Annotated in this window: 16 protein-coding genes; 5 read left to right on the top strand and 11 right to left on the bottom strand. The window is 64.5% G+C overall.

The window, feature by feature from the left end:
• Positions 1–13: 13 nt before the first annotated feature.
• Genes M5C01_RS12015 through M5C01_RS12005 form a run of 3 tightly spaced genes read right to left on the bottom strand, consistent with a single transcriptional unit; the run spans position 14 to position 3,057 of the window.
• Entirely contained in the window at positions 14–898 is an 885-nt protein-coding gene (locus M5C01_RS12015; protein WP_152738783.1) for a LysR substrate-binding domain-containing protein, read from the bottom strand.
• A gap of 59 nt (positions 899–957) precedes the next feature.
• A complete protein-coding gene (locus tag M5C01_RS12010) occupies positions 958–1,710 on the bottom strand; it encodes an Asp/Glu racemase (protein ID WP_103499078.1) in 753 nt (250 codons plus the stop codon).
• 27 nt (positions 1,711–1,737) lie between these two features.
• The gene (locus M5C01_RS12005; protein ID WP_152738780.1) at positions 1,738–3,057 is read right to left on the bottom strand and encodes an MFS transporter; all 1,320 of its coding nucleotides are present in this window, start codon (positions 3,055–3,057) and stop codon (positions 1,738–1,740) included.
• Positions 3,058–3,310: 253 nt separating this feature from the next.
• On the opposite strand from M5C01_RS12005, the gene M5C01_RS12000 reads away from it, so the two are divergent.
• Genes M5C01_RS12000 through rarD form a run of 3 tightly spaced genes read left to right on the top strand, consistent with a single transcriptional unit; the run spans position 3,311 to position 5,624 of the window.
• A complete protein-coding gene (locus M5C01_RS12000) occupies positions 3,311–3,712 on the top strand; it encodes a RidA family protein (protein ID WP_152738777.1) in 402 nt (133 codons plus the stop codon).
• Positions 3,713–3,760: 48 nt separating this feature from the next.
• Positions 3,761–4,735, top strand: coding sequence for a class I SAM-dependent methyltransferase (locus tag M5C01_RS11995; protein ID WP_152739297.1), 975 nt, complete (start codon positions 3,761–3,763; stop codon positions 4,733–4,735).
• A 7-nt stretch (positions 4,736–4,742) separates the two neighbouring features.
• Positions 4,743–5,624 carry an EamA family transporter RarD gene (gene rarD, locus M5C01_RS11990; RefSeq protein WP_103499076.1) on the top strand — a complete coding sequence of 294 codons (882 nt, stop codon included), beginning with the start codon at positions 4,743–4,745 and terminating at the stop codon, positions 5,622–5,624.
• A 24-nt stretch (positions 5,625–5,648) separates the two neighbouring features.
• Here rarD and M5C01_RS11985 read toward each other — a convergent pair whose 3' ends face one another.
• Both M5C01_RS11985 and M5C01_RS11980 read right to left on the bottom strand, forming a co-directional pair.
• Complete coding sequence (locus M5C01_RS11985) at positions 5,649–6,953, bottom strand: ATP-binding protein (RefSeq protein ID WP_103499075.1); 1,305 nt, start codon at positions 6,951–6,953, stop codon at positions 5,649–5,651.
• A 4-nt stretch (positions 6,954–6,957) separates the two neighbouring features.
• A complete protein-coding gene (locus M5C01_RS11980; RefSeq protein WP_103499074.1) occupies positions 6,958–7,659 on the bottom strand; it encodes a response regulator transcription factor in 702 nt (233 codons plus the stop codon).
• A 154-nt stretch (positions 7,660–7,813) separates the two neighbouring features.
• On the opposite strand from M5C01_RS11980, the gene M5C01_RS11975 reads away from it, so the two are divergent.
• Positions 7,814–8,971: an efflux RND transporter periplasmic adaptor subunit gene (locus M5C01_RS11975; protein WP_103499073.1), complete on the top strand. Its 1,158-nt coding sequence runs from the start codon at positions 7,814–7,816 to the stop codon at positions 8,969–8,971.
• Positions 8,972–8,973: 2 nt separating this feature from the next.
• Positions 8,974–12,066 carry an efflux RND transporter permease subunit gene (locus tag M5C01_RS11970; RefSeq protein ID WP_152738773.1) on the top strand — a complete coding sequence of 1,031 codons (3,093 nt, stop codon included), beginning with the start codon at positions 8,974–8,976 and terminating at the stop codon, positions 12,064–12,066.
• Between the two features lie 144 nt (positions 12,067–12,210).
• Here M5C01_RS11970 and gspF read toward each other — a convergent pair whose 3' ends face one another.
• Genes gspF through gspK form a run of 6 tightly spaced genes read right to left on the bottom strand, consistent with a single transcriptional unit; the run spans position 12,211 to position 19,911 of the window.
• A complete protein-coding gene (gene gspF, locus M5C01_RS11965) occupies positions 12,211–13,422 on the bottom strand; it encodes a type II secretion system inner membrane protein GspF (RefSeq protein ID WP_103499064.1) in 1,212 nt (403 codons plus the stop codon).
• On the bottom strand, positions 13,422–14,840 hold the full coding sequence (gene gspE / locus M5C01_RS11960) for a type II secretion system ATPase GspE (protein ID WP_100941110.1): 1,419 nt from the start codon (positions 14,838–14,840) through the stop codon (positions 13,422–13,424). Before gspE ends, gspF begins: the two co-directional genes overlap by 1 nt.
• A complete protein-coding gene (gspD, locus tag M5C01_RS11955; RefSeq protein WP_152738770.1) occupies positions 14,837–17,242 on the bottom strand; it encodes a type II secretion system secretin GspD in 2,406 nt (801 codons plus the stop codon). Before gspD ends, gspE begins: the two co-directional genes overlap by 4 nt.
• A complete protein-coding gene (gene gspM / locus M5C01_RS11950; RefSeq protein WP_178129826.1) occupies positions 17,239–17,781 on the bottom strand; it encodes a type II secretion system protein GspM in 543 nt (180 codons plus the stop codon). Before gspM ends, gspD begins: the two co-directional genes overlap by 4 nt.
• Positions 17,774–18,931, bottom strand: coding sequence for a type II secretion system protein GspL (gene gspL, locus M5C01_RS11945; protein WP_152738767.1), 1,158 nt, complete (start codon positions 18,929–18,931; stop codon positions 17,774–17,776). The genes gspM and gspL overlap by 8 nt, the downstream gene beginning before the upstream one ends.
• A complete protein-coding gene (gspK, locus tag M5C01_RS11940; protein ID WP_152738764.1) occupies positions 18,928–19,911 on the bottom strand; it encodes a type II secretion system minor pseudopilin GspK in 984 nt (327 codons plus the stop codon). The genes gspL and gspK overlap by 4 nt, the downstream gene beginning before the upstream one ends.
• Positions 19,912–19,918: the final 7 nt, after the last annotated feature.

Here is a 19,918-nt window from a genome sequence, read left to right as displayed (position 1 = left end):
GCAGCGCTGAGGCTCAGCGCTGCGCGATCAGGTGCTGGAGAAACAGTCCCGCCGCGACCGACAGCGCCTCACGGGACCTCACACAGACACTGAGTTCACGGCAGGCCCAGGTCTCGTCGAGTCCGACCACCCGGGTCCCGCTCAGGTTGTAAATCCCCACGCTGCCCTGCGGCATGATGCCGATGCCCACCCCGGCCTGCACCATCAGGCACAGCGCGTCGTAGCTGGACACTTCCATGCGGATTTTCAACGAGCGGCCCAGGTCGTTGGCGGCCTTGATCAACTGGAAATTGAGGTGGGTGCCGCTGCGCAAGGCGACGCATTCATAATCCAGGGTTTCACCGAAGCTGACCGACTCCCGCGCCGCCAACGGGTGATCGTCGGGCACCAGCAGCACCAGCCGGTCGCTGCGGAACGGGAAGACCTCGATGTCCGCGCCATGGGGCAGACGGGTGAAGATACCGATCTCGGCGCGGTTTTCCGCCACCGCCTTGGTAATCGCCAGGCTCTGCTGTTCCTCCAGGCTGATATTGATCAGCGGGTACGCGGTCATGAAGGACTTGACCAGCCCCGGCATGAACTGGGTGATGGCCGAGATATTGGCCAGGACATGCACCGAGCCACGCCGACCATGGGAGTAATCGCGCATCTGCACGACGATTTCGTTGAGGTTGTTCAGCGCACTGCGGGCCATGAACAGCAGCGACAGCCCGGCGTCGGTGGGGGTGATGCCCTTGTTGGTGCGATTGAGCAGTTTCGACTCGAGCAGCTCTTCCAGCTCGCTGAGCCGCTTGCTCACCGCCGCCGCGGCGATATGTTCGCGCTTGGCGGCGGCGGCAATGGTGCCCTCTTCGATGACACTGACAAAGAGTCGCAAGGAGACGGGATCGAGCTTCATGGGCGGTACCGGGGCATACGGGCCTGAGTGGCGCCCATAGTACCCCGTCCGCTGCCGACTCAGAACGCCCCGGACAACAGATGCCCGGCGTTCGGCACCTGGGCCTTGAGGCCGAGATGTTTCAGCATCTGGTAGACCGTTGCCACCGACGCCGACAGCACCGGTTTGTCGAGGCGATCCTGGACGATCTGGATCGCCGGCAGCGAGGGCATCTGTACGCAGCACGACAGCACCACGCCGTCGGCCTGGCCGATATTCAGCTTGTCGGCGTGGGCCACCAGGTTCATCGGGTCCAGGCGACCGACCGCCAGGTTATCGGAGACTTCCAGGCTGATGGAGTCGACCACTTCGATCCCGGCCGCCTCGATATAGTCGATGACCTGCTGGGTCAGGGGCTTCATATACGGCGTGATGATCGAGACCTTCTTGTATTCGAGCAGGTTCAGGCTGTCGATCAGCGCGCCGGCGGAACTCAACACCGGGGCGTTCGAGTGGTTGCCGGCGACGGTTTTGCCCAGGCGCTCCTGGGAGACTTTGTGGTAACCGGCGCCCTGGCACATGATCGCCACCAGGCAGGCGTAGGCCATGACATCGACCCGTGCGTCGCTGAGCTCCAGCGCACAGCGATCGCTGTCGATATCCATCTTTTTCAGCTCTTCGGGACTGACGTGCATCATGCGCATGCGCGAGGAGTGGAACGTGAAGTGTTCCTCGGGAAACAGCGAGTAGCGCGAGGTCAGCATCGCCGGGATCTCGGTTTCCATGGTGGTATTGGAACTGGGCACAATCTGGCCGATTCGGAAGTTTTTCATGGGTCGGTTCTCTATCAAGGGGGCGGATCAGTTGCCGCTGGTAAGTTGGACGCCTTTGGTTTCCTGCAGCGTGAACACCATGAGCGCGGCGATGGCATAGGAAACAGAGGCGAGAGAAATGGTCGCGGTGAAGCCGATCAGCGGAATCAGCACCGGCACCAGCTTGATCCCGGCAATGGCGCCGACCCGACCGAAGTTGAAGCAGAAGCCCGAGGCGGTGGAGCGGATGCTGGTCGGGAAGAGTTCCGAGTACCAGGCACCGAAGCCACTGAAGTAACCGGTGAAGAAACCCAGCAGTGCCGCCAGCGAACCCAGGGTAAGCACGTTGCCACTGGTGAACAGTAGCTTGCCGTCGGTCAATGGCATCAGGGTCGCCGAGTAGGCGAACACCGGCACCATGATCGCCATGCCGGCAAAGAAGATCGCGAACGCCAGGCGGCGGCCGATTTTTTCCGCCAGATAGCCGTAGGCCAGGTAACCGATGGTCGCACCGATACCGATCCAGATCACGAACACCGGCGCCTGATCGATGCGCACATTGAGGATGTTCTGCAGATAGGCCGGCATGAAGGTGGTGATGATCCAGTAGCCGTACATGCCCAGCACCGAAATGCTAAGGCCCAGCAAGGTCACTTTCAGGTACTGAGCCCCGAAGATTTCCATCAGGCGGCCCTTGTCGGCGTTACGCCGCATGAACTCGCGGTTGGCCAGCCAGACCGGCGACTCCTTGACGAACAGCCAGATGAACACCAGGGTGAAATAGGCCGGGATCGAGGCATAGATAAACAGCTTGCGCCATGATTCGGGGTTGCTGGCGTCGAGAAAGCTCCAGGCAAAAATCGCCGCCAGCAGGCCGCCGGCCGACCAACCGGTCTGCATCACCGCAAAGGCCTTGGCGCGCCCGGCCGGCGGCCAGATTTCCGAGACCAGCGCCGCGGCCGCGGACCACAGGCCGCCGACGGCGATGCCGACGCAGAAGCGAAACAGGTTGAGTTGCCAGAGACTGTCGGCAAAACCGCAGAGCAAGGTGCCACTGCCATAGACGAACACCGAGAGCATCATGGTTTTCTTGCGGCCGATCTTGTCGGAGATATTGCCGAGGAAAAAACCGCCGATCCCGGTTGCCAGCAGAAACCAGGCCACCGTGGAGACCACGTCGTTCAGGCCGACGGAGAAGGTCTTGGCGATCGCCAGCAGCACAAAACCGAAAACCGTCGCATCCAGTGCATCAAACAGCCAGGCGGCCCATGAGCCACCCAGGGTGACATAGCGCTGGGAGCTGCTGAGCTTACCATCAGCGTCTACCGGAACAGCATCGGCCGTGACCGTGGAAGCCAGGTTTTTCATGGAGGAACCTCATGGAGCCAACTTATTATTTTTAGAAGGTCGTCCACCAACAAACGACTGTTCAGGTGAAGCCGATCTTAATAAGGGCCCATTGAGGCGTATATCAGGCATTGGCGAGCCTGCCATCGCGGATGGCGATGGCAGATCGAAGCAGGCAGCAAGGGTCGTTTCATGCGGCACAACGTCGCTGAACGGCACACCGGTGTGGCAATACGCTACCCTCGGCGCTCTTGTGAATGTGGCGGAGCACGCAATGACTGACCGTGAAATCATCATCCCGGAATCCATGACCCTGATTGCCGAACGCGCGGGTTATGCACCTGCCGTAAAGGTCGGCGCCACGCTCTACTGCGCGGGCCAGGTGGGCCGCACGCCGCAACTGGAGGTCATCGAGGATCCCGCCCGGCAGTTCGCGGCGGCCTGGGAAAACCTGCGCCTGGTGCTGGCCGCCGGCGGTTGTAGCTTCGAGGATGTGGTCGAGATGACCACCTACCACGTGCACATGTCCCGGCACATGGCGGTATTCCGCGAGGTCAAGAACCGGGTGTTCCCCAAGGGCCTGTGCGCCTGGACCTGCATCGGCGTCAGCGAACTGGCCCACCCGGGGTTGCTGGTGGAAATCAAATGCGTGGCGGTACAACCCACAGCGACATAGACGGATAGGGTTAGAATGCCGGCCCTTTTTCCTTGCCGGCACCGCCTGATGAACCCCGACGCCTTGTCCACCCTCCACACTCACCTGCTCACGGCCCTGGCGGCCGCCCCAGCGGAAACCCGGCGCCTGTTCCACGGCCGGGGCCGCTGCTGGCCGGGACTGGAGCAACTGACCGTCGACTGGCTGCAGGGCGTGGTGCTGGTTTCGCTGTTCAAGGAGCCGGAGCCCGAGCAACTGCAAGCCCTCAAGGACCTGCTGATCGAGATCAGCCAGTCACCCACTTGGCTGGCCAGTGGTGCGCACACTTTATTGCTGCACCATCGTTACCTGCCCCTGAGCCCCGCCGAATGGCTGGTGGGCCAGGCCATTGAGGAATGGGTCATTACCGAAGGCGGCCTGCGCTATCAGGTCGACCTGGGCAAGAAACAGAACAACGGCCTGTTTCTCGATATGCGCTACGGCCGCGACTGGGTGCGGGCCAATGCCCAGGGCAAGCGGGTGCTGAACCTGTTCGCCTACACCTGCGGCTTTTCCGTGGCGGCGCTCGCCGGCGGGGCCGCCCATGTGCTCAACCTGGATATGTCCCGCGCGGCCCTGAGCCGTGGGCGTGACAATCATCGCCTGAATGGCCACAACCTGGGCAAGGTCGGCTTTCTCGGCCACGACCTGTTCAAGTCCTGGGGCAAGGTCATCAGCAGCGGCCCGTTTGATCTGGTGATCATCGACCCGCCGTCCTTCCAGAAAGGCAGCTTCCTGTTGAGCAAGGATTACCAGCGGGTCTTGCGCCGTCTGCCGGAACTGCTCAGCGCCGACGGCCGGGTCCTCGCCTGTATGAACGATCCGGCCGTGGGTTCGGACTTCCTGATCGATGGCGTGACCCGCGAAGCGCCGGGCATGCTGTTCGAACGCCGCCTGGACAATCCGCCGGAGTTCCCCGATATCGACGCTGAAAGCGGGTTGAAGGCCTTGTTGTTCAAGCAGGGTGCTATCCTGCCGGAAAAAACCGAATCCACTGTTGCGTGAGGCTGTTGTGTCCAGAGGTATCGTTTTATCGGTGTTGGCGTCCTGCCTGTTCGCCATCATGTATTTCTATACGTCTCTGCTCGCGCCCCTCAACGGCGAGGAGATCTTCGGTTGGCGAATGCTCCTGACCGCGCCTTGCATGACGGTGTTCATGCTGGTATCCGGAGACTGGAAGCTGGTCCCCGCGATCCTCGTCCGAGTCCGGCAGCAGCCACTGCTGCTGCTCAAATTGCTGTTGTCTTCGGCACTGCTCGGTTTACAGCTTTGGGTGTTCCTCTGGGCACCGCTCAACGGGCATAGCCTGGATGTATCCCTGGGCTACTTCCTCTTGCCGCTGACCATGGTGCTCACCGGCCGCATCGTCTACGGCGAACGCTTGTCGCGGCTGCAGACCGTGGCCGCCCTGCTCGCCCTCTGTGGCGTACTCAACGAGTTGTACCGGGTCGGCAGCTTTTCCTGGACCACCCTGCTGGTAGCCATCGGCTATCCGATCTACTTCGTGTTGCGTCGGCGCAACGCCACCCACAACCTGGGCGGACTCTGGTTCGAGATGATGTTGCTGCTGCCGGTGGCGTGGTGGTTCGTACAACACGGCGAACAGGGCTTTGCCGTGGTCAGCCAACGGCCGGCGCTGTATGCCCTGATTCCCTTGCTGGGGGTGATCAGTACCGCCGCGCTGATCTGCTACCTGTTGGCGAGCCGGATGCTGGCCTTCGGACTGTTCGGGCTGCTGGGATATGTGGAACCCGTGCTGCTGGTGATCGTCGCCCTGTTGCTGGGGGAAAGCATCGGACCGGGAGAATGGCTGACCTACCTGCCGATCTGGCTGGCGGTGGCGGTATTGGTGCTGGAAGGGGTAAAGCGCCTGGTCAAGCAGCGGCGCAAGTAATCCAGCCGCAGCAGCGAAGCGTCTCTAGCAGGCCACGGTCGGCAACCACAAGCGGAAACGCGCCCCACCCAGCGGCGATTGCTCAGCGGTCAGGGTGCCGCCCTGGGCTTCCAGCGCCCGCCGGCTGATGGCCAGGCCCAGGCCAAAGCCGCCGGTGGCACGATCGCGACTGCGGTCCAGGCGATAGAACGGCTCGAAAATCCGCTCCCGATCCGGCTCGGGAATGCCAATGCCGTCGTCATCGACCCACAGCTCGCAACCTTCCGGGTTGACCCTGACGCCAATCTGGATCCGCCGCTCGCAATAACGCATGGCATTGCGCAAGAGGTTCTGTACCGCCCGCGCGGTCAGGCGCGGATCCAGCACAAAGCGGTCCAGCGACCCGTGCATCAAGACGTCCAGCACGGTGTCCGGGGCTTCCAGCTCCTCGTCGAAACTGCCGAGGATACTGTCGACGAACTCGTCCAGCGAGACCATGACCCGATCCGGCAAGCGGGCCGGGTTCTGCAAACGGCTATAGGACAGCAATTCCAACACCAGCTCGTCCAACTCGCGGATATGCGCCACCAGCCCTTGCAGGCGCTCGCGGGACGCCGGCGGCAGATCCTCGGACAAGGCCAGGGCCAGGCCGAAGTCGAGGCGGGTCAAGGGTGTCCGCAGTTCGTGGGACACCGCGTTGAGCAAATCACGCTGCTGGTTGAGCAGGCCTTCGACATCGCCGGCCATGGTGTCGAACACCGCCGCCAGCTCACCGATATTGGAGCGTGGCGGGATATTCGTGCGTTCGCTCAACTGCCCCTGGCCAAGGCGCCGAGCGGTCTGCTTGAGACGTTCCAGGTCGCGCCAGTGCGGGCGCAGCCAGAACAGCAGGCAGGCCAGCAACGCCGCGCCAATCAGTACGTTCATGCTCCAGTACAACAGGTTCACGTCCAGCGGGTCGGGCGGGACTTGCAGGGCCACCGCCCATTGCTCATCCAGCGGCGACACCGCCAGGGTCCGTGTGCCCCAATCACCGAGGCGGAGCACATCCTCACCGCCGCGCAGGCGTTGTTGCTCCGGCGCGCTGAAGCTCGGGTCATCGACACGGGTCAAGCTGACCTGCAAGGGCCCGAAGCGCTGGTCCAGGCGAGTGGCCATTGCCGGCCACTGCTCTTTCGGCACCTGGCGAAACTGTTCGATCAGCAGGCTCTGCAAGCCCCGCGACTGGTCCATGTTGTAACGCATGAAGCGCTCGTGGAAGACCCCGATCACCAGCTCAGGCACCAGATAGATCGCCGCACTGAAGGTGACGATGGTGATCAGGTACAGCCGCACCAGGATCTTCAGCATGGTTTCAGTACTCCCATTCGGAGCGACTGAACAGGTAACCCTTGCCCCAGACGGTCTTGATCTTGCGCGCCTCGCCGGCATGGTCGTCGAACTTGCGGCGCAACTTGGAAATCGCCACGTCCACCGAACGGTCGGTGCCGTTGAACTCGATGCCGCGCAGGCGCTGGAGGATCTGGTCGCGACTGAGCACTTCGCCGGCATGCCGGGCCAGCACCACCAGCAGGTTGTATTCGCCGCTGGACAGCTCCACCGGCTGTTCGCGCCAGGTCACGGTGCGTTCCGAGAGGTCGATGCACAGGTTGCCCATCAGGATCCGGTCGCTGGCCACCTGCGGATCGGCCAGGCTGCTACGGCGCAACAGGGTCCGTACCCGGGCCAGCAATACCCGGGGTTCGCAGGGTTTGGTCACATAGTCGTCGGCGCCCATCTCCAGGCCCAGTACCTGATCATGGCTGTCATCACGGGCGGTGAGCATCAGGATCGGCAGCGTCGCCGAATCGGCGCGCAACAGGCGGCACACCTGCAGGCCGTCGAGGCCCGGCAGCATCAGGTCGAGGATCACCAGGTCCGGCGGGGTCTGTTTCGCCCGCTCGCGCACCTGGTCGCCACGGGCCAGCACATTGACCTGGTAGCCGTTGCGCTCCAGGTAGCTGGCGATCAATTCACTGAGGGCGCTGTCGTCTTCGACCAGCAGAATGTTAGGCATAGGTAAATTTACGAAGCGGAAAACCGTGAAGGATATACGCCTACGCACGTCCGAGAGCAGAAGCTTCACACTTTTTCACCAACGCCCTACATAGCTTCACAGCACCGCTTGACCACGGCCCTTAGCATGCGGGGGCCATTATTGGGACTCTGTTATGTTGAAGAAGCTGCTTGCCCCGCTCTGCCTGTCAGCCCTGGCGCTGGCCCTGAGCGCCTGTGACAAATCCGCGAATGCCCCGCAAACGCCGCCCCCGCCCAAGGTTCGGGTCGAGATCCTCAAGAGCCAAAGCCTGTCGATCAATAGCGAACTGAGCGGACGCATCGCCGCGCCGCGCATCGCCGAAGTCCGCGCGCGGGTGGCCGGCGTGGTGCTGCAGCAGGTGTTTCGTGAGGGCAGCGACGTGAAACAGGGCGACGTGTTGTTCCGCATCGACCCGGCGCCGTTCAAGGCCGACCTCGACAGTGCGGTTGCCAGCCTGCAAAAGGCCGAGGCCAATGCCTTCCAGACCCGCTTGCAACACCAGCGCTACCGCGATCTGGTGGAGAGTAACGCCGTCAGCCGCCAGGACTACGACAACGCCGAAGCCGCCGCGCGCCAGAGTGCCGCCGATGTCGCCGCGAACAAGGCCGCCGTGCAGCGGGCCCGGCTCAACCTCGGCTACGCCACCGTCACCGCGCCGATTTCCGGACGTATCGGCCGCGCGCTGGTAACCGAAGGCGCCCTGGTCGGCCAGAACGAAACCACCGCCCTGGCGCTGATCCAGCAGTTGAATCCGATCCACGCCGACCTGACCCAATCCACCCGCGAGTTGAACGACCTGCGCCGCGCCCTGCGCGCCGGGCAGTTGCAGCAGGTCGGGCAGAACCAGGCCAAGGCCACGCTGATCCAGGACGACGGCAGTGCCTACCCGCTGCCTGGCAAGTTGCTGTTCACCGATATCAGCGTCGACCCCGGCACTGGCCAGGTGATCCTGCGCAGCGAGTTCCCCAACCCGGACCTCGACCTGCTGCCCGGCAGTTTCGTCCGGGTCCGCGTCGAGCAAGCGGTCAACCGCGAAGCGATCACCGTGCCGCAACGGGCCATCCAGCGTGACAGCGCCGGGATCGCCCAGGTGCTGCTGGTGGATGCCGAACAGCGGATCAGCCAACAGCCGGTGCAGTTGGGCGCGGTGCAGAACGATCGCTGGATCGTCACCGACGGCCTCAAGGCCGGCCAACGCATCGTCGTAGAGGGCCTGCAACACGCCCGGCCCGGAGAGCGGGTGCAGGTCGACGACAGCCCTCTTCCCCTCGCCCAGTCCAAAGGACAGTGAGCATGCCGCATTTCTTTATCGACCGGCCGGTGTTCGCCTGGGTGGTCGCCTTGTTCATCCTGCTGGCCGGCGCCCTGGCCATCCCGCAGTTGCCAGTGGCCCAGTACCCCAACGTCGCGCCGCCCAAGGTGGAAATCTACGCCGTTTACCCGGGCGCCTCGGCGCAGACCGTGGATCAAGGCGTGGTCAGCCTGATCGAGCAGGAGCTCAACGGCGCCGACCACCTGCTGTATTTCGAATCCCAGAGCAGCCTGGGCAGCGCCACCATCACCGCGACCTTCCAGCCCGGCACCAACCCGGAAATGGCCCAGGTCGATGTGCAGAACCGCCTGAAAGCGGTGGAGCCGCGCCTGCCCGCCGCCGTGACCCAGCAAGGCTTGCAGGTGGAAAAGGTTTCCGCCGGCTTCCTGCTGCTCGCCACCCTCACCTCCAGTGACGGCAAATACGACGAAAGCGCCCTCAGCGACTACCTGGCGCGCAACGTGATGAACGAGATCAAGCGCCTCGACGGTGTCGGCAAGGCACAGTTGTACGGCGCCGAACGGGCCATGCGGATCTGGATCGACCCGCAGAAGCTGGTGGGTTTCAACCTGACCCCGGCGGATGTCAGCGCCGCCGTGGCCGGGCAGAACGCCCAGGTCTCGGCGGGCAGCATCGGCGCCCTGCCGGCCCGGCCGACCCAGGAAATCAACGCGGCGGTGCTGGTCAAGGGCCAGCTGAGCACCCCGAAGGAGTTCGCCGATATCGTCCTGCGGGCCAATCCCGACGGTTCCAGCGTGCGCATCGGCGATGTCGCCCGGGTGGAAATCGGCAGCCAGGACTACCAGTACGGCACCCGCCTGAACGGCAAGCCGTCCACCGCCTTCAGCGTGCAGTTGAGCCCCGGCGCCAATGCCCTGCACACCGCCACCCTGGTGCGGGCCAAGCTCGACGAGTTGTCGCGCTACTTCCCGGCTGGGGTCGAATACAAGATCCCCTACGACACCTCGCCCTTCGTCAAGGTCTCGATCACCAAGGTGATCTACACCCTGGGCGAAGCCATGCTGCTGGTGTTCGCGGTGATGTTCCTGTTCCTGCAGAACATCCGCTACACCCTGATCCCGACCCTGGTGGTGCCGGTGGCGCTGATGGGCACCTTCGCCACCATGCTGGCCCTGGGTTTCTCGATCAACGTGCTGACCATGTTCGGCATGGTCCTGGCCATCGGCATCCTGGTGGACGACGCCATTGTGGTGGTGGAGAACGTCGAGCGGATCATGGCCAACGAGGGGTTGTCACCACGGGACGCCACCCGCAAGGCCATGGGCCAGATCAGCGGCGCCATCGTCGGCATCACCCTGGTGCTGGTGGCAGTGTTTATTCCCATGGCCTTCATGCAGGGCTCGGTGGGGGTGATCTACCAGCAGTTCTCGCTGTCCATGGCCACCTCGATCCTGTTCTCGGCCTTCCTCGCCCTGACCCTGACCCCAGCCTTGTGCGCCACCCTGCTCAAGCCGATTGCCCCGGGCGAACATCACGCCAAGGGCGGTTTCTTCGGCGCGTTCAACCGGCGTTTCGAACAGCTGAGCAATAAATATGAAGGCTGGGTGGTCTATGCGCTGAAACGCAGCGGCCGTTACCTGCTGGTCTACGGCCTGTTGCTGGTCGTGCTGGGGTTGTGCTTCATGCGCCTGCCCGCCTCGTTCCTGCCGGTGGAAGACCAGGGCTACACCATCACCGATATCCAGCTGCCGCCGGGGGCGAGCCAGAACCGCACGATCAAGGTGGTGGAGCAGATCGAGGCGCATAACGCCACGGAACCGGGGGTCGGTGACACCACCATGATCCTCGGCTTCAGCTTCTCCGGCAGCGGGCAGAACGCCGCCCTGGCCTTCACCACCCTGAAGGACTGGTCGGCGCGTAGTGCCAAGGACTCGGCGCAAGCCATTGCCGACCGCGCCAACCTGGCGTTGGGCGAGATCAAGGACGCCGTGGCCTACGCCATCCTGCCGCCTCCGGTGGACGGCCTCGGCACCTCCAGCGGTTTCGAATTCCGCTTGCAGGACCGCGGCGGCGTCGGCCATGAGGCGCTGATGAAGGCTCGCAGCCAGTTGCTGGAAGCGGCCGAGAAGAGCCCGGTGCTGGCCAATGTCCGTGAAAGCGCCCTGGCCGAAGCGCCACAGGTGCAGTTGGAGGTCGACCGCCAGCAGGCCAATGCCCTGGGGGTGTCCTTTGCCGATATCGGCGCCCTGCTCTCCACCGCCCTGGGCTCGAGCTATGTCAACGACTTCCCGAACCAGGGGCGCATGCAACGGGTGGTGATCCAGGCCGAAGGCGACCAACGCAGCCAGGTGGCCGATCTGCTGAAAATCAATGTGCGCAACAGCAACGGAAAAATGGTGCCGTTGTCGGCCTTTGTCCAGGCGCAGTGGACCCAGGGCCCGGCGCAACTGACCCGCTACAACGGTTATCCGGCAATTGCCATTTCCGGCGAGCCCAAGGCCGGGCACAGCACCGGGCAGGCAATGGCGGAGATGGAACGGCTGGTAACGCAGTTGCCGACGGGGTTGGGCCTGGAATGGACCGGCTTGTCGTTGCAGGAGCGTTTGTCCGGTTCCCAGGCAACCACGCTGCTGGGGCTGTCGCTGCTGGTGGTGTTCCTCTGTCTGGCGGCGCTGTATGAAAGCTGGTCGATCCCGACTTCGGTGCTGCTGGTCGTGCCCCTGGGGGTGCTTGGCGCGGTGCTGGCGGTGACCTTGCGCGGGATGCCCAACGATGTGTTCTTCAAGGTGGGGTTGATCACCATCATCGGCCTGTCGGCGAAGAACGCGATTTTGATTATCGAGTTCGCCAAGAGTCTCTATGACGAGGGCCATGATCTGCTGGACGCAACGGTGCAGGCAGCGCGCCTGCGCCTGCGCCCGATCATCATGACGTCCCTGGCGTTTATCCTCGGCGTGGTGCCGCTGGCGATTGCCACTGGCGCCAGCTCGGCGAGCCAGCAGGCCATCGGCACCGGGGTGATCGGCGGGATGATCACGGCGACGCTGGCGGTGCTGTTCGTGCCGGTGTTTTTTGTGGTGGTGATGAGGCTGGCCAGGCGCAAGGGGGCATGATTATAGGGTGACCTCAAGGGCCCCTTCGCGGGCAAGCCCTGCTCCTACAGTTTCGTGTCGTGTACAAAATCGGTGTACGACGCCGTACTGTAGGAGCAGGGCTTGCCCGCGAAAAGGCCCGTCCAGCCAACCCACCTCCCCCAGCTATTGCACCAACTGATTGATCTCGATGATCGGCAGCAACACCGCCATCACGATCAGCAGCACCACCGCCCCCATCACCACGATCATCAGCGGTTCGAGCAGCGCGGTCATACCCATGGCCCGCCGCTCGATATCCCGTGACAAGGTCTGCGCCGCCCGCTCCAGCATCGGCGGCAACGAGCCGGTCTTCTCCCCGCTGGCGATCAGATGGATCAGCACTGGTGGAAACACCTTCTCCACCTTCAACGCCGCCGCCAGGTTCACCCCTTCACGGACCCGCGCCGTGGCCTCGGTCACGCTCAGGCTCAAACGATCATTGGACACCGTCTGCCGCGCCGCCTCCAGGGCCCGCAACAACGGCACCCCGGCACCGCCGAGAATCGCCAGGGTCGAGGCAAATCGCGCGGTGTTCAGTCCCAGCACAAAGCGGCCGATCAGCGGCAGGCGCAAGATCCGACTGTGCCAGCCCAGCCGCGCCGCCGGATTGCGCAAATACAAGCGCCAGCCCCACAAACCGCCCACCAGGACACCAAAACACAACCAGCCCCAGGCGCGGATAAAGTCACTGGCATTGAGCATCGCCACCGTCAGCCCCGGCAGATCCTGGCGCGCCTGGGAAAAAGCGCTGACCACCTGGGGCACCACATAACTGAGCAGGAAAATCACAATGGCCACCGACACCAATCCCACCACTCCCGGATAGATGAACGCGGTGAGAATCTTGCCCCGCAGGTTGTTGCGTTCCTCGATGTAATCCGCCAACCGCTCCATCACCTGGGCCAGGTCGCCGGACTCCTCGCCCGCCGCGATCAGCGCCCGGTAGATATCGGGAAAGTCCCGTGGTCGCTTGGCCAGGGCTTCGGCCAGGCGCATGCCGCCGCGCACATCGGCGCGCACCGCGCTCAGGGTCTGGGCAATGTGCTTGCGCTCGGCCTGCTCCACCGTCGCGCTCAACGCGGCTTCCAGCGGCAGGCTGGCGCCCAGCAGGCTCGCCAGTTGCCGGGTGGCCCAGGCCAGGTCGTTGTCCGACAGTTTGGCGCTGAACATCCCGCTGGCGCTGCCACCGCCCTGGACGCCGTCGGCCTGGACCAGCAAGGCGGTCAACCCGCGACTGCGCAGCAGGCCCATGGCAGCGCCCTGGCTGTCGGCTTCCAGATGGCCGGTTTCGATCTTGCCCAGGGCGTCGGCGGCTTCGAAGCGATACCGATTCATCAGGCGTCCCGTGTCACGCGAAGGATTTCTTCCGGCGCGGTGGCGCCGCTGCGTACCCAGCGCTCGCCGTCCTCGCGCATGCTCAACATCCCGGCGGCACGGGCGGCCAGGCGCAGGGCCTGCTCGCCGGCACCCTGGTGGATCAGGCTGCGGATATCGTCGTCAATACAGAACAGCTCGTGAATACCGGTGCGGCCGCTATAGCCAGTGTGATTGCACACGCTGCAGCCCAACGGACGCCAGGTGCCGGGCGCGGCCGGATCTTCCTGGCGACAGTGTTGGCACAGGCGCCGGACCAGACGCTGGGCGAGCACACCGAGCATCGACGAAGCCAGTAGAAACGGTTCCACGCCCATGTCGATCAGGCGGTTGACCGCCGATACCGCGTCATTGGTGTGCAGGGTCGCCAGCACCAGGTGCCCGGTGAGCGAAGCCTGCACGGCAATCTGCGCGGTCTCAAGGTCGCGTATCTCGCCGATCATGATGATGTCCGGGTCCTGGCGCAGGATCGCCCGCAAGGCCAGGGCGAAAGTCATGTCGATCTTGGCATTCACCTGGATCTGGCTGATGCCCGGCAGGTCGTATTCCACCGGGTCCTCGACGGTGAGGATATTGCTGGTACTGGCGTCGAGCCGGGCCAGGGCGGCGTAGAGGCTGGTGGTCTTGCCGCTGCCGGTGGGCCCGGTGACCAGCACGATGCCGTGGGGTTGACGGATCAGATGGTCGAGCCGGGACAGCACATCGGGGTCCATGCCCAGGGTTTCCAGTTGCAGACGCCCGGCCTGCTTGTCCAGCAGGCGCATCACCACCCGTTCGCCATGGCCGGTGGGCACGGTGGAAACGCGGATATCGATAGGGCGACCAGCCACGCGCAAGGCGATGCGACCGTCCTGGGGCAGGCGTTTCTCGGCGATATCCAGCTGCGCCATGATCTTGATCCGCGACACCAGCGCGCCATGTAGCGCCTTGCGCGGCGAGACCACATCGCGCAGGGTGCCATCGACCCGGTAGCGCACCACCGAATGGGTCTCGAAGGGTTCGATATGGATATCGCTGGCCTCGTCCCGCGCGGCCTGGGTCAGCAAGGCGTTGATCATGCGGATCACCGGGGCGCCGTCCTGAGTGTCGAGCAGGTCGGTGATTTCCGGGATGTCCTGCATCAGCCGGTCGAGGTCCACCTCGTTTTCCGCCGCCCCGACCACCGCCGCCGCACTGCCGGTATCGGCATAGGCGCTGGCGAGCAGGCCGTCCAGTTCCTCGTCGCGGACCTGTTCCAGGCGGGCCGGACCGAACTGTCGGCGGACTTCGCTGATGGCCCAGCCCGGGGTCGAGGGACAGGCGGTCAATACCGCCCCATCCTCACCGTCGCGCAGCAACACCCGCTGCGCCTTGGCCCAGGCGTAAGGCAGCGCACTCATGGCTGGGCACGCTCGTTGACCGACAACGGCACCGCGCGAATCGCCGCCCGTGGCGTTTGCGGGGCCGACGGCGCGGAACCCGGGATCGCCTGGGCCGCATTCGGCAACTGCGGGGCCTGCATATCCGGCATGGCCCAACTGCGATCCGGTTGCAGGCTGCCCTGGGCCCGGCGAATAAAGTCATAACGGTTCAGGGTGATGCTGCGTCCCGCCGCACCGTCGCGAATGATATAGGGCCGCAGGAACACCATCAGGTTGGTCTTGTTGGTCTCGCGCCGCTCATGGCGAAACAGCGCACCGATCCCGGGAATACTCGACAGAAAGGGCACGCCGTCATTGGTCTGGGTATAACCGTCCTGCAACAGGCCACCGAGAACCATGATCTGGCCGTCATCCAGCAGGATGCTGGTGTCGATCGCACGCTTGTTGGTCACCGTGCCGGCGGCCGCCGCCGAAGCCCGGTCGTCCACCGTACTGACTTCCTGGTAGATATCCAGCTTGACCGTGCCGCCTTCGGAAATCTGCGGCCGCACATTGAGCTTGAGACCGACCTCCTCGCGCTGGATGGTCTGGAACGGATTGCTGCCAGAGCTGCTGGCGTTGGTAACGTACTGGCCGCTGACAAAGGGAATGGTCTGGCCGACGAAGATGCTCGCCACTTCGTTGTCCAGGGTCAGCAGGTTCGGCGTCGACAGCACGTTGGAACCGCCCTTGGATTTCAAGGCCCGGGCCAGCACCTTGAGGTCCATGACCTGCCCCACGCCGGGGATATTCACCGATCCCTTGACCAAGCCGAGGCTCAGCCCCTGGGGCAGTACATCAATACTGTTCTTCGCGGTGCTGACCAGATTGGTGCCGCCCAGGTTGACCCCACCGATCACCCCATTGCCGGCCAGGTTGCCGGCTTGCCATTGCACGCCGAACTCATTGGCATCGTCTTCGCTGACTTCGACGATCAGGCTTTCGATCACCACCTGGGCGCGGCGCTGGTCCAGTTGGTCGATGACTTCCCGCAGATTGCGATACAGCGGGTCCGGCGCGCTGATCAGCAAGGTATTGGTGGTGGCATCGGCCTGGATGGTCACCCCGCCTGCCGAGAAGGCCACGCTCTGGTCCGAGCCCTGATTTGCACCGCCCGCCTGCGAGCCCCCGGCGCGCGCGCCCTGCCCGTAGGACGAACCGCCCGTGGTGCCGGTGCCACTGCTTGTGGTGCCGCTGCTGCTCTGCGTGCCGGCCTGGCCGTTCTGGCTGCCGCTGTTGCTGTTCATCCCGCCGTTACTGAGCATGGCCCGGGTCGGGTCGCCCTTGCCATCACCGCTGTCGCTTTCCCCGGTGAGCAGCCCGCGCAGGGCCTGGGCCAACTTGCCGGCCTGGGCATTGCGCAGGTACACCACGTGCAGGTTGCTCGGGTTGCTCTGGGCATTGTCCAGCTTGTAGATCAATTCCCGTGCAAGTTGCGTGCGCTCCGGGCTGCCGGAGCGAATGATGATCGAATTGGAACGCGGGTCGCCGAGCACGATGATCTTCTGGGTCGGATCATTGCCGGGGCTGTCCAGCAATTCGGAGACCATGCTGGCGATATCGCTGGCAATGCCGTTCTGGATCGTCACCACATCGGTGTCGATGGCACTGGGGGTGTCGATACTGGCGATCAGCGTGGCGACCCGATCCAGGTTCTGCGCGTAATCGGTGATCACCACGGTGTTATTGCCCGGGTAGGCATTGATCGGATTGTTCGGCGAGACAATGGGGCGCAGCACCGGGATCAGGTTCACCGCGTTTTCGTATTGCAGGCGGAAGGTCCGGGTCAGCATGCCGCCCTGGGCCGGACGGTCGGCGCTGTAGATCGGCCCACCGAGCAGCTTGGCATCGGCTTCCGGCACCACCTGGCTGACCCCGCCGACATCCACCACGCTGAAACCCTGCATGCGCAAGGCCGCCAGCAACATGTCATAGGCCTGATGGGCCGGTACTTCGCCTTCGGAAACCAGGGTCAGGTTACCCTTGACCCGTGGGTCCACCAGGAACTGTTGCCCGGTGGAACGCGACAAGGCACGGACCACCGCCTGGATATCGGCATCGACGAAATTCAACTGCACCGGCTGGTTGCCCAAGGGGCTGGGCGCCGGACTGCCCTTGGCCGCGCCCCGGCCCGCTGCGGGACTGATCGGCGCACGGGGCTGGCGATGTTGCTGTTCCACCTGGGTCTGGAGCCGCTGCCGATCGGCCACGGCATCGCCATTCTTGACCGTCGAGGCCAGGGGCCGGCCCAACTCGCTTTCCACCAGCAAGGGTGGCTGCGACTCCGGTGGGCTATTGCTGCAGGCACTCAAAGCCATCAACAACCAGGGCGCCGCGGCCTGCCGACAACGCAAGGCCGATAAAGAACCTGACCACTTCATGAAGCTTCCTTAGCGCCAAGCGCCTGATCCATGCGAACGGTTCCGGACAGTTTGCCTGCCGTGTCATCGGGTTCGGTCGTGCCTTTGCGCTGCAAGCGGGCCTCGACCACTTCCAGGGTGAATAAAGGGGGGGTGCCCAGCAGCCAGCCCACCAGGCCATCCGCCGGGACATCGTCGAAGGTCAGTAGCCAGCCGCCGCCGACACCTTGCAATTGGTAATGTCCGGCCAGCCCTCCAGCGTCCAGGCTGCTGCGCAATCCGGCCTCGACATTGCCGGCATTCGGGCCGGCAAGCCCGTGCAGCAGGCCGTCGAGGGTCTGCGCCTGGGTCCGCAACCTGGGCGTTTCCAGGCGCCAGAAGTCGATCTTCTGCAACGGTGGCTGGATCAGCACGAACCACACCAGCAGGCCCGAGACGCCCACCGCCATACCCAGCACCAACTGTCGCTCGCGCGGGGCCAGGCTTTGCCAATACAGACGGGCCTGGCTCGAAAGCTGGCGCCAGCGGTTTCGATAGCGATTGATAAAGGCCTTATTCACTGTCGTTCTCCGCCAGCGGTTGTGGGCCGGTGGTTTTCAGGACCCAACCATCGGCAGCGGCCGTCGCTTCCACCCCGGCCTGGGTCAGGCTGAGTTGCCAGGCCTTGTCGCGACCGCCGCCCGGCGTGCCCGGCAGCGGGCTCAGGTGCAGTTCGCCGTGTTCGAAGACCAGGGTTTGCAGGCTGCCGACCATAAAGGGCATGGCACTGCCGGCCTGCTGGACCAACCGGGTAAAACCGCTGTCACCGGGCGCGCCGTTCTCGCGCAAGGCCAATTGCTGACGGGCCTGTTGCAATGGATTGAGGATCATCGGCAAGGCCGGGAATGCCTGCTTGACCCGTTGGGTCATCCAGGCCTTGAGTTGCTGGCCTTGTTCCACCTGGCGAGCGGCATAGAGGTTGAGACCCACGGCCCAGACCGCCACCGCAAGCACCATGCAGGCAACCGCGCGTCCCCAACCACCGGCGTTGCCGGCCATCGGCTGGACCGCACCGTGCAAACCCCAACCCGGCGCCTTGCCAGACCAGGCCCGGTCTTCGGGCAGGCTCTGGACCAGCGCGTTGTCCGGCGCCGCGGCACCGACCCAATGCACCACGCCACCGCTATTGAGCAGCTCCGTCAGTGCCGCGTCGACGGCCGGATGAACCTGGGCCTGGTCCTGGCTGCGGCGCATCAGCAGATGCTCGTCGCGCACCGCCACCACCGGCGCTTGGGTCGCGTCCACCGGCAAGCAGTAGGCCGCTGGGTACAGGCCACGCAACTTGAGCCCGGACTGGCGCAGCACAGTGCCCAAGTGCTCCAGCAGCGCCCGTTGCAACCAGGCGACCTGCACCTGCCCTTCGGCATCCCGCGGGCTGTGGACGATATGCATCGACTCGCAACCGCCAAGGATCAGCGCCTGGGCCGCACAGCCCACCGCCGCCTGGATCCTGGCCGGCGGCAGGTTGGGTAATTCGAGACTGGCCAGCAGACTGTCGCGCGGATGCAGGTAACACTCTACGGCGACGCCTTTGTGCACCTGCCCCAACTGCGCCAGGCTGCCGCGGCCCTGGTCGGTCAGCTTGCCCTGGCGATCCAGCCAGGCAAACTCCAGCGGGCTGTCCAGGGTCAGCGTCTCCAACGGCGGCAAGGCCAGGCGCAGGGCAGTCATACACCCACCCGCGACCAGATCACCTGGGGCATCTGCAATTCCTGGCGATATAACAGCACCGCCAGGCTGACCCGGCGGCTGTCGCTGCGTGAACGGGCATTGAGGCGGAACCAGTCGCTGGTGATGCCGACCTTGATATCGCTGACCACCAGCTCGGGCATCCGCAGGCGATTGACGAAATCGCCCCGGTTGATAAACCAGCGTCCGGCATCACGCTCAGACACCAGATTGCGCGCACGCGACAACGACAGCCCAGGCACCTGGGAAGCCAGGACTTCGGCGCTGGCGGTATTGCCGTTGACCCAGGTGTTGGCCGGCAGGATCGTCACATGGGGTGCCAGCAGCGCCAGCACCGCGTCGTCCACACCCGCCAGGGCGCCGAGGTCATCCAGGCTGTGCAACATCGGCCGGGTCGCCGGCAGCGGCTTGAGCGCGGTTCCCGGAGAGGTCAGCCGACCGCTGTCAAAGCTGCCCTTGACCGGCGGCGCGACGGGGTCATTATCCGGCAGCAGCGCGTAAGCGGCGGTCACCCGCTGGACAATCCGCTGGCCCACGGCAGGCTTGACGCCGATCGACTCGCACAACTGCTGGAAAGCCCGCACCTGATCGGGATCGACCCGGCTGTCGCGGACCAGATTGCGCAGGTTGAACTTGCCCTGCTCGTCTTCCAGGCGCCCGCTGAAGTGCCCGCCGCGCTCGCTCAGGCCGGCGGCGGACAGCGGCTGGGCCCAGGCCTGGTCAAGACGGGTCAAGGGATCGTGCTGGCGGGCATCCCAGAGCAATTGCCGACTCAGCTCCAGGCCGCCGCGCAATAGCCAGGCGCCCTGGACCCGCGACTGCTCGGCTTCGAGGCTACGGGTGAAGACAGTCTGGCGCGCGAGCATGCCGCCGGCGATCACCGCGACCACGGCGGCAATCAGCAAGGCGCTGATAATCGCCATGCCGCGTTGCCCGGCGGCTGTCAGCGAAGGATTGGTCATGGCCCGG

The sequence above is a fragment of the Pseudomonas sp. MWU12-2319 genome, assembly GCF_023242525.1.
Taxonomy (GTDB): Bacteria; Pseudomonadota; Gammaproteobacteria; order Pseudomonadales; family Pseudomonadaceae; genus Aquipseudomonas; species Aquipseudomonas gingeri_D.
The sequence above is the reverse complement of the archived record's forward strand: the minus strand, read 5'-3'. Positions and strand labels throughout refer to the sequence as shown.

Excerpts from the sequence above, each read along its gene's own strand:
- M5C01_RS12015 (WP_152738783.1), bottom strand. The coding sequence starts at position 898 with ATGAAGCTCGATCCCGTCTCCTTGCGACTCTTTGTCAGTGTCATCGAA.
- M5C01_RS12010 (WP_103499078.1), bottom strand. The coding sequence starts at position 1,710 with ATGAAAAACTTCCGAATCGGCCAGATTGTGCCCAGTTCCAATACCACC.
- M5C01_RS12005 (WP_152738780.1), bottom strand. The coding sequence starts at position 3,057 with ATGAAAAACCTGGCTTCCACGGTCACGGCCGATGCTGTTCCGGTAGAC.
- M5C01_RS12000 (WP_152738777.1), top strand. The coding sequence starts at position 3,311 with ATGACTGACCGTGAAATCATCATCCCGGAATCCATGACCCTGATTGCC.
- M5C01_RS11995 (WP_152739297.1), top strand. The coding sequence starts at position 3,761 with ATGAACCCCGACGCCTTGTCCACCCTCCACACTCACCTGCTCACGGCC.
- M5C01_RS11985 (WP_103499075.1), bottom strand. The coding sequence starts at position 6,953 with ATGCTGAAGATCCTGGTGCGGCTGTACCTGATCACCATCGTCACCTTC.
- M5C01_RS11980 (WP_103499074.1), bottom strand. The coding sequence starts at position 7,659 with ATGCCTAACATTCTGCTGGTCGAAGACGACAGCGCCCTCAGTGAATTG.
- M5C01_RS11975 (WP_103499073.1), top strand. The coding sequence starts at position 7,814 with ATGTTGAAGAAGCTGCTTGCCCCGCTCTGCCTGTCAGCCCTGGCGCTG.
- M5C01_RS11970 (WP_152738773.1), top strand. The coding sequence starts at position 8,974 with ATGCCGCATTTCTTTATCGACCGGCCGGTGTTCGCCTGGGTGGTCGCC.
- gspF (WP_103499064.1), bottom strand. The coding sequence starts at position 13,422 with ATGAATCGGTATCGCTTCGAAGCCGCCGACGCCCTGGGCAAGATCGAA.
- gspE (WP_100941110.1), bottom strand. The coding sequence starts at position 14,840 with ATGAGTGCGCTGCCTTACGCCTGGGCCAAGGCGCAGCGGGTGTTGCTG.
- gspD (WP_152738770.1), bottom strand. The coding sequence starts at position 17,242 with ATGAAGTGGTCAGGTTCTTTATCGGCCTTGCGTTGTCGGCAGGCCGCG.
- gspL (WP_152738767.1), bottom strand. The coding sequence starts at position 18,931 with ATGACTGCCCTGCGCCTGGCCTTGCCGCCGTTGGAGACGCTGACCCTG.
- gspK (WP_152738764.1), bottom strand. The coding sequence starts at position 19,911 with ATGACCAATCCTTCGCTGACAGCCGCCGGGCAACGCGGCATGGCGATT.